The organism is Pseudomonas syringae group sp. 243L2, from assembly GCF_032587875.1.
In the GTDB taxonomy this organism is placed as follows: Bacteria; Pseudomonadota; Gammaproteobacteria; order Pseudomonadales; family Pseudomonadaceae; genus Aquipseudomonas; species Aquipseudomonas amygdali.
The window spans coordinates 639,726-654,202 of sequence record NZ_JAWHPL010000021.1; the positions used below are offsets into that span (position 1 = coordinate 639,726).

10 protein-coding genes are annotated in these 14,477 nt (G+C 59.6%); 4 read left to right on the forward strand and 6 right to left on the reverse strand.

Annotated features, from left to right (window positions below; all coding sequences use genetic code 11):
- The first annotated feature begins 239 nt into the window (after positions 1-239).
- Positions 240-2,981, forward strand: coding sequence for a beta-glucosidase (locus RYB66_RS15820; RefSeq protein ID WP_117139416.1), 2,742 nt, complete (start codon positions 240-242; stop codon positions 2,979-2,981).
- Between the two features lie 38 nt (positions 2,982-3,019).
- On the opposite strand, the gene RYB66_RS15825 is transcribed toward RYB66_RS15820, so the two are convergent.
- The 3 genes from RYB66_RS15825 to RYB66_RS15835 form a co-directional block, all read right to left on the reverse strand.
- Positions 3,020-3,664, reverse strand: a complete 645-nt coding sequence (locus RYB66_RS15825) for a TetR/AcrR family transcriptional regulator (RefSeq protein ID WP_002553968.1) — start codon at positions 3,662-3,664, stop codon at positions 3,020-3,022.
- 84 nt (positions 3,665-3,748) lie between these two features.
- On the reverse strand, positions 3,749-4,909 hold the full coding sequence (locus tag RYB66_RS15830) for an MFS transporter (RefSeq protein ID WP_117139417.1): 1,161 nt from the start codon (positions 4,907-4,909) through the stop codon (positions 3,749-3,751).
- Positions 4,910-4,914: 5 nt separating this feature from the next.
- Complete coding sequence (locus RYB66_RS15835; RefSeq protein ID WP_117139418.1) at positions 4,915-5,454, reverse strand: GNAT family N-acetyltransferase; 540 nt, start codon at positions 5,452-5,454, stop codon at positions 4,915-4,917.
- A gap of 103 nt (positions 5,455-5,557) precedes the next feature.
- Here RYB66_RS15835 and RYB66_RS15840 point away from each other — a divergent pair, with 103 nt between their 5' ends.
- The 3 genes from RYB66_RS15840 to solA all read left to right on the forward strand — a co-directional run bounded on the left by RYB66_RS15840 (position 5,558) and on the right by solA (position 9,919).
- Positions 5,558-6,454, forward strand: coding sequence for a LysR family transcriptional regulator (locus RYB66_RS15840; protein ID WP_117139425.1), 897 nt, complete (start codon positions 5,558-5,560; stop codon positions 6,452-6,454).
- 273 nt (positions 6,455-6,727) lie between these two features.
- On the forward strand, positions 6,728-8,311 hold the full coding sequence (locus RYB66_RS15845; protein ID WP_316885434.1) for an aldehyde dehydrogenase (NADP(+)): 1,584 nt from the start codon (positions 6,728-6,730) through the stop codon (positions 8,309-8,311).
- Positions 8,312-8,743: 432 nt separating this feature from the next.
- Complete coding sequence (gene solA / locus RYB66_RS15850) at positions 8,744-9,919, forward strand: N-methyl-L-tryptophan oxidase (protein WP_316885432.1); 1,176 nt, start codon at positions 8,744-8,746, stop codon at positions 9,917-9,919.
- Positions 9,920-9,929: 10 nt separating this feature from the next.
- Here the strand turns inward: solA and RYB66_RS15855 are convergent, their stop codons facing one another.
- Genes RYB66_RS15855 through RYB66_RS15865 form a run of 3 tightly spaced genes read right to left on the reverse strand, consistent with a single transcriptional unit; the run spans position 9,930 to position 14,405 of the window.
- Entirely contained in the window at positions 9,930-11,279 is a 1,350-nt protein-coding gene (locus tag RYB66_RS15855; RefSeq protein ID WP_005745684.1) for a TolC family outer membrane protein, read from the reverse strand.
- A 1-nt stretch (position 11,280) separates the two neighbouring features.
- Complete coding sequence (locus RYB66_RS15860) at positions 11,281-12,618, reverse strand: HlyD family type I secretion periplasmic adaptor subunit (protein ID WP_005745685.1); 1,338 nt, start codon at positions 12,616-12,618, stop codon at positions 11,281-11,283.
- Positions 12,615-14,405, reverse strand: coding sequence for a type I secretion system permease/ATPase (locus RYB66_RS15865; protein WP_316885428.1), 1,791 nt, complete (start codon positions 14,403-14,405; stop codon positions 12,615-12,617). Before RYB66_RS15865 ends, RYB66_RS15860 begins: the two co-directional genes overlap by 4 nt.
- Between the last annotated feature and the right edge of the window lie 72 nt (positions 14,406-14,477).

Here is a 14,477-nt window from a genome sequence, read left to right on the forward strand (position 1 = left end):
CAAAGTGCCACCATGTGATAGCGATTTGATGGCGCTTGAGAAGTAGAAAAGATAATAAATAAAACATCGAAACAGTAATTAAACAGCCATAAGTCGCTCCCCTGTTAAGAGGGGAAAAAACGCGACAGCGGGCAACTTTTGCCCGGAGAAAAGAGTAAGCCGCAAAGGCAAATGACGACGAGTTAGTCCTTCGCACGTGCGCAGGCAACCAGTTAATTGAAACGTAGTTGGAGAGCAATATGAACAAGCGAAAGATGATAGGCGCGCACTCGGCGCTGGCCTTGCTGGCATTGGCAGTATCCCAGGTGCACGCCGCTGACCCTACTGTGCAACAAGGTCGCGAGGACCGCGCTGAAAAAGCCGCGCAGAAGACCCTGGCGAAGATGACCATGGAAGAAAAGCTGGCCTACATCGGCGGCACCGGCGGCTGGGATGTCAAGCCGCTGACCAACTACGGCGTTCCGCAGATTCACGGTGCCGACGGCGGCGTGGGCGTGCGCTACACCAGCGAAGGCAACGATCAGGGCGTGGTCTATCCGTCCGGCCCTAACCTGGCAGCCACCTTCAACCCGCGTCGTGCCATCGACCTCGGCCGTGCGCTGGGCTATGACACTGCCGTCGGCGGCTACCAGTTCATCACTGGCCCCGGCGTCAACCTGTACCGCATGCCTTACGGCGGCCGCGCGTTCGAATACCTCTCCGGTGAAGACCCGTTCCTGGGTGCCAGCCTGGCACCGGGCGTCATCAACGGTATCCAGTCTCGTGGTGTATGGGCCAACGCCAAGCACTACGCGGCCAACGACCAGGAAAGCAACCGCTTCAACCTGGACCAGAAGATGCCAGAGCGCGTCCTGCGCGAAATGTCGCTGCCTGCATTCGAGTCGTCCTCGAAGAACGGCAACGTTGCGATGATGATGTGCGCCTTTCAGAAAGTGAACGGTGATTTCGCTTGCGAAAGCGAGCACCTGATCGCGCAGATCCTGAAAAAGGAATGGGGCTTCAAGGGCTTCGTACAGAGCGACTACAACGCTGTCGTGCACGGCTTCGAAGCCGCCCGCGCCGGGGCCGATCTGGACATGATGGGCTACCAGATGAACAGCTCCGTGCTGAAGCCTCATCTGGACGCCGGTGACCTGAGCGCTGCGACCATCGACGACAAGGTCCGCCGCATCCTCAAGCAGATCTACCTGTACAAGTTCGACAGCAAGACGCCGCTGACCACGCACAACATGAACAGCTCGACCAGCAACAAGGTTGCTCTGAATGCTGCGCGTGAAGGCATCGTGCTGCTGAAAAACCAGGGCGATCTGTTGCCGCTGGACAAGCAGAAGGTCAAGAAAATCGCCGTTGTCGGCACCCTGGCCAAGTACTCGCCACCGACCGGTTTCGGCAGCGCCAACGTCATGGCCAGCCATTACGTCAGCGAATTGAGCGGTCTGCAACAAATCGCGCCCAACGCCAAAGTCGACTTCATCGAAGGCCTGTCGCTGGACCCAAGCACCAGTGCCTGGACCACCACCGACGCAACTGGCAATGAAGTCCAGGGCATGAAAGTCGAGTACTTCAGCAACACCAACTGGTCTGGTGATGCAGCGGTCACCCGTACCGAGAAGCATGTTGACCTGGACTGGGCCAACGACAAGAACCTGCCGTTCGAAAGCAACACTTCGACGTCCGATCCGTACACCAGCAAAGGTTCGACCGCTGGCGAACTGAATGGCGATACATCGTCGACTTCGATTCGCTACACCGGCAAGGTCACCCCGACCCAGAGCGGCGAGCAGGTGTTCAAGGTTCGTGCCGACGGCGCCGTGCGTCTGTGGGTCAACGGCAAGAAAATCATCGACAACGGTGACGGCAAGCCATTGCCGGGCAACAGCATCCCGCCGACCATTCCAGAATTCGCCAAGATCAATCTGGAAGCTGGCCAGTCTTACGATGTGAAGCTCGAGTACTCGCGTCGCGCCGGTTACCTGTCGACCATGGGTGGCCTGGTAGGTGTGCAGCTGAGTTCGGCTTCGCTGAACGCTCCTCAGGACCTGTCCGGCTACGATGCGGTCGTGGTTGCAGTGGGTAACAGCAACGAATACGAAGGCGAAGGTTTCGACCACAGCTTCGATCTGCCTGAGTTCCAGAACGAGCTGATCCAGAACATCGCCAAGGTCAACCCGAACACCGTGGTGACCATGTATGGCGGTACGGGTCTGAAGATGAGCGACTGGATCGAACAGGTTCCGGTAGCGCTGCATGCCTTCTACCCGGGTCAGAACGGTGGTCAGGCCCTGGCCGAGATTCTGTTCGGCAAGGTCAACCCATCGGGCAAGCTGCCGATCAGTATCGAACGCAACATCGAAGATAACCCGGCTTACGCTTCCTTCCCGAAATTCGACAATCAGAACACTCTGACCGACATGGATTACAAGGATGACCTGATGCTGGGTTATCGCGGTTACGAGAAGAAAGGCATCAAGCCGCTCTACCCGTTCGGTTACGGCCTGTCGTACACCACGTTCGGTTACAGCAACATCAAAGTGACGCCGGGCGTTGCGGTGGGCAATACGCCGATCAAGGTGTCCTTCGATCTGACCAACACCGGCAAGGTTGGCGGTTCTGAAGTCGCTCAGCTGTACGTGGGCCAGCAGAACCCGAAAGTCGAGCGTCCGATCAAGGAACTCAAAGGCTACAAGAAAGTGTTTCTCAAGCCGGGCGAAAGCAAGCGCGTGACCATTGAGCTCAATGACCGCTCGCTGGCCTACTTCGACGTGAAAACCAATCAGTGGGTGGTCGATGCCGACACCTTCAACCTGTCGCTCGGTGGTTCGTCGCAGGACATCCGCCTGAACGCCAAGCTGGTCAACTCGTTCCGTCAGGAACTGTCGACCACCACCAGCAACCCGCTGCCACGCTCCGCTCTGAACTCGGTTCTGGTCGAGAAACCACCGGTCAAGACCGGCGGTGTATTCAAGCAGACCGTCGAGTAAGCGTTAGCTGACTGAAGGGTAAACGGACAAATAAAGGCTCAGGGACGAGCCCTTACCGCTGCATCGACCTGCGCAATGTAGGTATCGAAACACTCGACCAGGTCCACCTGATCGGGAAAGCGTAGCCACTGAATCTGCAAGCCATCCATCATCGCCAGAATCTGCCGGATGATCTTGTCCAGATCCACATCCGCACGCACCTCCCCGCGCTCCACCAAACCTGCAAACTGTCCCATCAAGTGCGCGTGAATACGCTCGTAGCGCGTCTGGAACCATTCAAAGGCTGGCTGGTTTTCCAGCAGACTTTCAGCATTGAGAATCGAAAAGGCACGCACCACGCCGGGCGCCGTGGCGTTTGAACGGTTGATTGCGCGCAGGCCGCCAAGCAGGCCGGTCAACGTGTTGTCTGTGCGCACCTCGGCAGCAATTCGGCTATTGACCTCATCGCGTCGGTCCAGCACGCCCATCAACAGCGAAATCTTGCTGGGAAAATGGTGCAGCAGCCCGGCGACGGAAATACCGACGATGGCCGCTACCTTAGCCACCGAAGCGCCGGTATAGCCCTCAAGGGAAAACACTTGCAAGGCCGCATCAAGCAGCTCTTTGCGGCGCTTTTCACCCTTTGGCGCGCGCCGCTGCCGGGTGACTGCCGTGCCCGTTTCCGTGGGGTCATGCAGAGTCATATCAGGCTCCTTCTTGAACAGCCGCGTACCCTAACCATTCAGGCGACTACTGGCAACGCTATTGAACCGGATTGTTGGACAATTTCATTTTGCGCGGCCATTTAGATTCAATGCAATTGCCACTGTAATCAACACCAGGCTGATCGCCAGCGACAACCACAGCAGGCCGCTGCCGCCCTGCGCTTCACGCACCCACGCAAAAAACCACGGAGCGCCAGCTGACAGCAGAAAGGCAGGAGCCAGCAATCGGCCCTGCAGGTGTACGTAATGCGAATGTGCAAACAGCTCAAAGGGTAGATTCGCCCTCAGCAATGTGGCCAGCCCGTTCATCGCGCCATAACCGAACAGGAACATGCAGGCCAGCAGGGTATGGCCCTGACTGAGCAGCCCCAGGGTAAAACACAGCACCATTCCGGCAGCGACCCAGACATTCAGGCGTAGTGCAGGCATCGACTGCGCCAACAAAGCCTGCGCCAGACGCGCGCAGGTCTGACCGATGCCCCACAGCGCTGCCAGCACGACCGGCACGCCCAAACCAGCCAGCAACGCGGGTAAATGGGCAGACAAGCCGGCTGACAGGAACGCGATCAGGGACATGCTCAGGGCGTAGCCGAACTGAGGTATCCAGGCCGTGGTGTCAGCGGGCGCAGGCGCGGCTGACCCGGCGTTCAAGACTGGCAACCGGGAGTCCGGCAGGCCGCTGACCAATAACCCGCTGAGCAATGCCAGGCAGCCGTAGACAGCAACCGCACTACGCCAGCCCAACGCATTCAACAAGCCGTGGCCCAGCGGCCAGAATACCGCCGAAGCCAGCCCGCCCAACAAGGTAATCTGCACCATCAGCGCCCGAGAGCGTGCACCGAACAGCGCTGCCAATGCAGCAAACAGCGCATCGTAAAGTGAAAGACGCATGCCGACGCCCAGCACTGCCCAGCCAAAAAACCACGACTGAGGTGTCTCGCACACAGCCAGCATGCAGCAGCCAAGCGCGTTGAGCCCGGCCCCGTATTGCAATACCTGCCGTGCACCGAGACGCTGGAGCAAACGCGCACTGAAGATCGAAACCAGGCCCATGATCAACAGTGCGACTGACAGCCCGGAAAAGACCTGCTGGCCGCTCCAGCCCAGATCATCGGCAATCGCATTGCCGAAAGCCCCCGGCAGATAAAACGTCACACCCCAACTGATCAGTTGCGCGAGCCCCAGTTTGACTACCGCCAGCCTGGACAGATCAGCGCGGTCCACGTCAGTCAGGCCCGCTCGGAAGGTGCACTGCCCGAGCCGTCGCCGAGCATGCGCTGCATCAGCACGGTGTCCACCCAGCGACCGTGCTTGAAGCCGACTGACTCGAATACCCCGACACGGCGAAAACCCAGGCGCTCGTGCAGACGCAGCGACGCGATATTCTCGCTATTGCCGATCACCGCGACCATCTGCCGCCAGCCGCCCTGATCGCAGCGCTGTACCAGCTCGCCAAGCAATGCCAGACCGATGCCCCGCCCGCCCATACCGTCCCGTATATAAACCGAGTCTTCTACGGTAAAGCGGTAGGCAGGACGCGGACGATAGGGTGTGGCGTAGCCATAGCCAACCACCTCTCCGGCGAGCTCGGCCACCAGATATGGCAGGCCGTTGACGAGCACCTGCGCACGGCGCTGCAGCAGCTCGGCGACACTCGGCGGATCGAGTTCGAAACTGGAAATGCCATGCAGCACATGATCGGCGTAGATCGCCTGTACGGCAGGCATGTCTTGATCACACGCATCACGCAGGATAAAGGTCGGGGTCATATCGGGCTCTGGGCAAATGTCGTTGAATGAGTGCAATCATGCCGCTCACCAAACCGTTAAAAAAGCTATGATTTATCATTCACAGCATAAGAAATACTTTGCCATGCGCCGACTCAACCTGAATCACTTGCACACCTTCTCGCTGGTCATAGCGCACGGCAGCTTCTCCGCAGCGGCCGAGCGACTGCACCTGACCCAGCCAGCGGTAAGCCTGCAAATTCGGCAGCTGGAGGACCAGTTGAACCTGAAATTGATCGAGCGCGTAGGCAAGCGGCTCAAGCCCACCTCGGCGGGCACTACGCTGCTGGAGCATATTGCGCGCATTGATGCGGTGGTCGAAGACGCCCTGCTGGAGTTGTCCAGTCACGCCAGCGGCGTTGCCGGAAAGGTTGCGATCGGTACCGGCGCGACCGCCTGCATTCATCTGCTGCCGCCCATGTTGCAGGCACTGCGCCGTCGCTTTGCACAACTGGATGTGCGGGTCAGCACCGGCAACACGGACGGCATTCTCAAGGCTGTGGAAGAAAACCGTCTGGATCTCGCACTGGTGACGCTGCCCGCCTCGGGTCGCAGTCTGCATATCACCCCGCTGCTTGAGGATGAGTTCGTGGCGATTTTCGCCAGCAGCCAGCAGCCGATTGCCGCTGAAATGACCCCGGAGCACCTCTGCGAACTACCGCTGGTGGTTTTCGAAGCAGGCAGCAGTACGCGGCTGCTGATCAATGAATGGTTCTTGCAGGCCGGGATCCGGATAAAACCGGTCATGGAACTGGGGAGCATCGAGGCCATCAAGGAAATGGTCGCTGCGGGCCTGGGCTACAGCATCGTGCCGCGCATGGCGGTTGCTGCAGTCCATCACCGCCGCGGTTTGCAGGTGCTGCATCTGGTGCCGGGGTTGAGCCGTACGCTGGGAATTGCATTGCGCCAGGACAAACCGGTCAGCAAGGCGTTGCGCCAGGTGCTGGATGCATTGCACAACCTCAACGCCACACCACCTTAAAAGGTCACAAAAGCGCGCCACGATAGAAGCCTGATCGCGCCCATGCGCTATAAAGAGCAGCGGCGCTTGACTTGGCAAATCAGGCCGACAGTTGCATCAGCAGCGAATCAGGTTGTACGATGACTGCCCACTGGTTTTAGAAAAAATGATCGCTGGCCTGCTTTTACACGCCACATCACTGACAATCTGTAAAGCAACTCGGCAACCCATAAGGAGCGCCGGTCCGGATACCTTCCATACCGACCTCCAACCTCAAAACAACAGGAGATACCGATGCCTAACATTCTCGGCCAGAATTTCATCGCTGGCGGCCGCAGCGCTCTTGGCCAAAGCCTGCAAAAAAGTCTGGATGCCACAACAGGCGAAGAACTGCCTTACAGCTTCCATCAGGCTACCGACGGCGAAATCGACGCTGCCGCCCTCGCCGCCAAGGCTGCCTTTCCAGAATTCCGTCAACTGAGCCCGGCCCGTCGCGCCGACTTCCTCGACGCCATTGCCGATGAACTGGATCAGTTGGGTGATGATTTCGTCGCCATCGTCTGCCAGGAAACCGCTCTGCCCCAGGCACGTATTCAGGGTGAGCGCGGTCGTACCAGCGGCCAGATGCGCCTGTTTGCCAAGGTTCTGCGTCGCGGTGATTTCGTCGGTGCACGCATTGACCTGGCCCTGCCGGATCGCAAACCGTTGCCACGCGTCGACCTGCGCCAGTACCGCATCGGTGTGGGCCCGGTTGCCGTGTTCGGCGCGAGCAACTTCCCGCTGGCGTTTTCCACTGCTGGCGGTGACACCGCTGCTGCACTGGCTGCCGGTTGCCCGGTGGTGTTCAAGGCGCACAGTGGCCACATGGCGACTGCCGATCTGGTGGCCAGCGCTATCATCCGCGCCGCAGAACGCACCCAAATGCCGAAAGGCGTATTCAACATGATCTTCGGTAACGGCGTGGGTGAAGGTCTGGTCAAACACCCGGCTATCCAGGCCGTCGGTTTCACCGGCTCGCTGAACGGCGGCAACGCTCTTTGCAAAATGGCCGCCGAGCGTCCACAGCCGATTCCGGTGTTTGCCGAGATGTCCAGCATCAACCCGGTAGTGTTGCTGCCAGGTGCCCTGCAGGCACGCGGCGAAACCGTGGCCAAAGAGCTCGCCGGTTCAGTGGTGATGGGTGCCGGTCAGTTCTGCACCAACCCTGGTGTGGTCATCGGCCTGCGCTCCCCGGCGTTTTCGACGTTCGTCGAACAACTGACCGAACAGATGGGCAGTCAGGCACCGCAGACCATGCTCAACGCAGGCGGTCTGCGCAGCTACAGCAAAGGCGTCGAGCATTTGCTGTCGCATCCGGGCGTGACGCACCTGGCTGGCAAGCCGCAGGAAGGCAAACAGGCGCAGGCTCAGTTGTTCAAGGCTGACGTCAGTCTGCTGTTGAACGGCGACCAGTTGTTGCAGGAAGAAGTCTTCGGACCGACCACGCTGATAATCGAGGTCGCTGACGATGCGCAGTTGAAAGACGCGCTGCTGGCCTTGCGTGGTCAGCTGACTGCGACCGTGATCGGCGAGCCTGCGGACCTGAGCCAGTACAGCTGGCTGCAACCGATACTCGAAGAGAAAGTCGGGCGCATTCTGTTCAACGGCTACCCGACCGGTGTCGAGGTCTGTGAAGCCATGGTTCACGGCGGTCCATATCCGGCAACCTCGGACGCACGCGGTACTTCGGTAGGCACTCTGGCCATCGACCGTTTCCTGCGTCCGGTCTGCTATCAGAACCTGGCCGACAGCCAGTTGCCGGCTGCATTGCAGAATGCCAACCCGCTGGGTCTGCGTCGTCTGGTCAACGGTGAATGGAGCGATCAGCCTCTCGTGTAACAACCATCGCTTGACTCGTAAAAAAAGCAGCGCGACCTGATGAGGGTCGCGCTTTTTTTTGAAAAATATTTCTTTTTTGTGCTTTAAATCGCTTATAGCGGACCTGTTTTCCAGCCTGGTGGCAGCACCATGGAAGTGCAAAACATGAGCTGTTCATAAAATAACCACACAGCTGTAAGCCACGTGTAACAAGGGTTTCAAAAAGTTACCCACAGACATACCCACGATTTCCGTGGACAACTTTTCATCAATTTCGGACCTTAAAAACCCTGAGCAGCGCAAGCGTAAATTTTTACAGGTTCCCCACACCCTCATGTGTGATGGCACTGGCAATGGCCCTTGGGGCTCCGTGACATAACCTTATGCACGTTTGGCGGTTGATTCGGCAGGCTGTCCGGCGTGAAATAAGAGATTTATCGAGGCATTCCGATTATGCAGCAGCGTTGTGAAGTGGCCGTGCTCGGTCTGGGTGCCATGGGTGCAGCCACTGTCTATCAACTGGCGAAGGCCGGAGTCGATGTAATTGGCGTCGATCGCTACGCCCCTCCGCACACACAAGGCTCCAGCCACGGCGATACCCGCATCACACGACTGTCGGTTGGCGAGGGCCCGCAATACCTGCCGCTGGTACGCAGTGCGCACAGCATCTGGCGCGAACTTGAGGCGCTGAGCGGCGAGTCGCTGTTCGAGCAGTGCGGAGTGCTGGTGATGACCTCCAGCCCTGCGTACGATCCTGAGGACAGTAACGACTTCACCCACCAGACCATCGCCCTGGCCCGCACCTATGGCGTGACGCACGAAGTGCTGTCGGCGGCGGCCATTCGCGAGCGCTTTCCCCAGTTCACCCCTGTTCTGGACACCGCCGTTGGCTACTTTGAGCCTGAAGGCGGATTTGTCCGGCCAGAGCGCTGCATCGAGGTACAGCTGCGGCTGGCGAGGCAACACGGCGCAAGGTTGCTGACCCATGAGACGGTTACGCACTTACAGGCACAGGGTGATCAGGTGCGCATTACCACTGACAAGGGCTCGATCATCGCTGACAAAGTCGTGGTCAGTGCGGGCATGTGGTCAGCCGAATTGCTCGGCGCACCGTTCAGCGACCTGCTGCGGGTGTGTCGGCAAAAGCTGTTCTGGTTCGAATTGCAGGAGAATGCCGCTTTTGCACCACGTTCGCCGAGCTTCATTCTGACTCACGGGCCCGGGGAGGATGATGTCAACTATGGCTTCCCGCCCCTGCCCGGTGAAAACAGTATGAAGGTCGCTACCGAGCAATACATTGAAGCATCCGCTGCCGACCAGCTGGATCGCACTGTTACGGCAAGCGAGGAGCAGGAAATGTTCCAGACCCAGGTGCAGGGCAAGATTGCGGGACTGACGCCGAACGTGGTCAAGTCTTCGGTCTGCGCCTACACCGTCACGCCGGACTGCCACTTCATCATCGATGAACACCCCCATCTGAAGAACGTGACAGTGGTTTCGGCCTGCTCCGGTCACGGCTTCAAACACTCAGCCGGGCTCGGGCTGGCCCTTGCGCAACGCTGTATTCACGGCACCAGCGATGTAGACCTTTCAGCCTTCTCGCTGGCGCGTTTCACTGCGCAGAACTGACCAACGACACTCAGCGCGCCACAACGAAGGCCTCGTCAATACGCGCCAGATCGGTGTCGCGCAACGTACCGGCGTAGTAATGCAGTTTGATCCAGGCCATCAAGTAATCGTAACGGGCTTTCGCCAGATCACGCCGGGTGCTGTAGAGCTGCTGTTCGGCGTTGAGTGCGTCCAGGCTGATGCGCTCGCCGCCGAGAATGCTCTGACGTGTCGACTCGACCAGTGCCTGCGCAGAGACCAGTGCTTTCTGATAAGCGCGCAACTTGCTCACCCCTGACGCACAGGCGTTGAACTGGCGACGCAGCTCGATCAGGGTTTCGCGGGTCTTGCCCTCCAGCTCGTATTCCGCCTGCTCGCGCTTGCTGTTGGCCTGACGCACCGAGGCGCTGGTGCCGCCTCCGGCGTACAGCGGCAGACTGAGCTCGATACCTATCGTGTTGGTGTCGTAACGCTGATTGTAAGTGTTGCCGCTGTCCGATTCGTTCTGACGGATACTCGCGTAAGCATTCACCGTCGGCAGATGCCCGGCGCGGTTGCGCTCCACCTCGTATCGCGCCACTTCCAGCGACTGGCGTTGCGAGGCCAGGATCGGGCTGTTGGCCATGGCCAGCGCATGCCACTCGGTAAAGCTGGACGGTGCCAGCACCAGCGCCTGAAAACTGTCTCTCAACGGCTCCAACTGCGCAACATCGATACTCGACTCGCCCAGCAACGCGGCCAGTTCGCGCAAGGCCGCGTCCTGCTCGTCGCTGGCTTCTATCTGCTCGGCAATCGCCAGCTCGTTGCGCGATTCCGCTTCAAGAATGTCGGTGCGGGTACCCTCGCCTTGCTGGAACATTTGCCGGTTCTGTGCAAACTGGCGTTCGAACGCCTGCTGTTTGGCGCGGGCTATATTGATCTGGTCCTGCGCGAACAGTGCCTGGGTATAAAGGGTCAGAACCCGCACCAGCAATTCCTGACTCTTGCTGCGAAAGGTCTCGTCGGCAAACAACGCCTGAGCCAGGCCTTTGCGATAATTGGCGTAGGCTTCGTAATCGATCAGCGGCTGCTGAATCGTCAGGCTTGAACCAAAGCTGTTGTAGTGGCGATGGTCAGTGGTGTCTTCACGGCCGCCTTTGAGGGTGGCCTTGGAGTCGTTGCGCCCTTTGTTGTAGCTGTATGAAACACGCGGCAGCAAGCCTGCACGACCAATCACCCGGTTTTCCAGGCCCGCATCGCGCTCCTTGAGCGCGCCCAGGTAAGTCGGGTCGTTGCGAAGCGCCAGCTCATAGACCTGAAACGGGCCCATCGCATGACTCAATGAAGCAGTGCCCAGCAGGATGGCCGTCAGCAAAGCGGCTTTCAGGGGATGACGAGACATCCTATTCCTCCGTCAACGCGGAGCCGGCACGGTCCAGCAAAGGTTTGAACAGATAATTGAGCAGCGAGCGTTCACCCGTGCGCACAAACATTTCAGCGGGCATGCCCGGCTTGATCACCAGCCCGTTGAGTTTTTCCAGTGCCGCATCGCCCACCGAAGTGCGCAGCACGTAATAGGGCTGGCCGGTTTTCTCATCCTGCATCTGATCGGCGGAAATCAGGTTTACCTCACCGGAAACCCGCGGCGTGCGACTTTGATTGAACGCAGTGAAGAGGATATCGACCGGCAAATGGCTGGCGACCTTGTCGATCAACTGCACCGGCAGACGCCCTTCGACTTCAAGACGTGTGCCCTGCGGTACGATTTCCAGCAGGGTTTCACCGGCACGCACCACTGCGCCTTCGGTGTGCACGCCCAGGTTGACGGCGATGCCATCAGCAGGGGCAAGAATTGCACTGTGCTGCAGACTGAAACCTGCCGAAGCCAGTTGTTGCTCAAGGGTAAGCGCCTTGACCTGGGCATCGGCCCACTGGCTGCGCACTTCTTTCTGATACTCCTCGCGCTGCTGCTGAAGACGCAACCGCGACTCGACGATCCCCTGCTCTATCCGCCCGGTTTCGCCTGCGTTCTGCGCCAGGCTCTGCTGCACTTGAGAAAGCTGGCGTTGAAACTCCAGCAGACGGTTGCCCGGAATGAAACCGTTCTGCGCCAAGGGTTCCAGGTTACTCAGTTGCTTGCGTAGCGAGTCAGCCTGAGCCAGCAGGTCCGATCGAGCGCGGCGCATACCGGCGAGTTGCAGCCCGGCACCTTCGATACTCGCCTGCAAACCTGATTGCTCTCGAGCCAGGGCCTGTCGCCGACTGCTGAACAGTTGCCGCTGGCCCTCAAGCACCAGCGCCAGACGCGGGTCGGGGTTCTGCCCCTGCCCGGCGGCAATCAGTTCTGCGGGAAAGTGCACCTCATCCAGGTTGTCGCGCTCGCTCTGCCAGCGGGCCAGGCTGGCCCAGGCCATTCGATACTGGGCACGCAGCGATTGCACGTCGGCCTCGACCTGAGTCTGATCAAGGCGAAACAGCGGCTCGCCCTCCTTTACCGACTGGCCTTCGCTGACGAGAATTTTGCTGACAACGCCGCCATCCAGCGACTGCACGGCCTTGCGCTTGCCCGACACCACGACGGTGCCTTGCACGGCAATGCCCTGATCCAGCGGGGCGAGACTGGCCCACAGAAAGAAGCTGCCCGCCCCTGCCAGCATGAGAATCCAGCCTGCGCGAACGAAGAACTGCACGCCGCGCTCCTTGCCCGGCACGGCGTAATGAGTGTCAATGGGGCTGTTCATACGTCGGACTGCCTGTTCTGCGTGCCGTACTGACGGCTCATGGAAAGCCCGGCGGGTGCCGAACGAAGTTGCGCTTGTGAGGGTGCAGCGGGTTGCCCCGACAGGGCTTGCAAGACCTGCGCGGTAGGGCCAAAAGCCTGCATGCGCCCCTCACTCAGTACCAGCAGCCGATCAGTCTGGGTCAGTGACGGGGTACGGTGAGTGACCAGTACGACGGTACATCCGCGAGCCTTGAGCTGACCGATTGCCTCAGTCAGGGCAGCTTCGCCTGCAGTGTCGAGGTTGGAGTTGGGCTCATCGAGGACCACCAGCTTCGGCTCGCCATACAGGGCGCGAGCAAGTGCTACCCGCTGTTTCTGACCGCCGGACAACCCGCCGCCGTCATCACTCAGAACCGTGTCGTAGCCCTGCGGCAGACGCAGGATCAGCTCATGAACCCCAGCGAGTTGCGCAGCCGCGACCACGGCACTCGCCTCGCCGCTGCCATCGCCATCACGAAAGCGCGCAATGTTTTGCGCAACGCTGCCGCCGAACAACTCAATGTCCTGCGGCAGATAACCGATGTGCGGCCCCAGTGCCTCGCGGTCCCAGCGATGCATGTCAGCACCGTCAAGCCGAACTGCCCCGCCCAGCACGGGCCAGACGCCGACCAGCACACGAGCGAGGGTCGACTTCCCGGAGCCGGATGCACCCAGCACACCGAGCACTTCCCCGGCCTGCAGTTGAAAGCTGACGTGTTGAACCGTAGGCGAGGTTTTGCCAGGAGGCGCGGCACTGACCTGCTCCACGCTGACCTGCCCGCGGGGCGTCGGCAACGCCATGCGCTGCGCGGGTTCAGCGTAGGTTTTGAGCAATTGATCAAGACGGCCGTACGCCAGACGCGCAGAACTCCATTGCTTCCAGACCGCGATCAACTGATCTATGGGGCTCAGCACCCGGCCCATCAGTATCGAACCGGCAATCATCATGCCCGTAGTCATTTCGCCGCGAATCACCAACAGAGCCCCCAGGCCCAAAACCAGCGATTGCAGGCACAGACGCAGGGCCTTGCTGATCGAACTGATTACCGCGCCTATGTCGCTGGCACGGTTTTGCAAGGCCAGAAAGCGCCCATGCACATCAAACCAGCGACGCCGCAGCGCTTCGAGCATGCCCATAGCCTGAATGGCCTCGGCTTGCTGCAAATGGCGGGAAGCAAGCTGCGATGACTGCTGAGAATAGCCACTGGCTTCGGCCAGCGGTTTGCGGGTCAGCCACTCGTTCAGACACGCCAGCGCCACCAACAAAACGGCGCCGATACTGGCTAGCAGGCCTAGCCAGGGGTCGAAGAGGAAAATCACCGCCAGGTAGATCGGAAACCAGGGCGCATCGAAAAATGCAAACAAGGCAGGCCCCGTCAGAAACTGGCGGATGAACGTCAAATCGCCCAAAGCCTGGCCAGCCTGACGCTGCCCGGCGTGCAGGTTGCTTTCGAACGCCGCCTGATACACCCGCAGGTTGAACCGTCGCTCCAGCTCGCTGCCGATGCGAATCACGACAAAGCTGCGAATCATCTCCAGCAAGCCGATGAAGGCGAAAAACCCGACCACCATCAGGGTTAACATGGCCAGCGTGGTCTGGTTCTGCGATGTTAGTACGCGGTCATAGACCTGCAACATGTAAATCGACGGGGCGAGCATCAACAGATTGATCAGGGCAGTGAAGCAACCCACGCCGATCAGAGCGCTCTTGTAATCCGCCAACGCCTTGTACAGCGGCGGTTGGTTGCCTTGGGGCGACGTACTCATGGTTCTTCCTTGAAAGCCGCGCTTGCGGCCGGGGGACATCCGGGGATGCATTTTTTCCGGGGAATATGATCG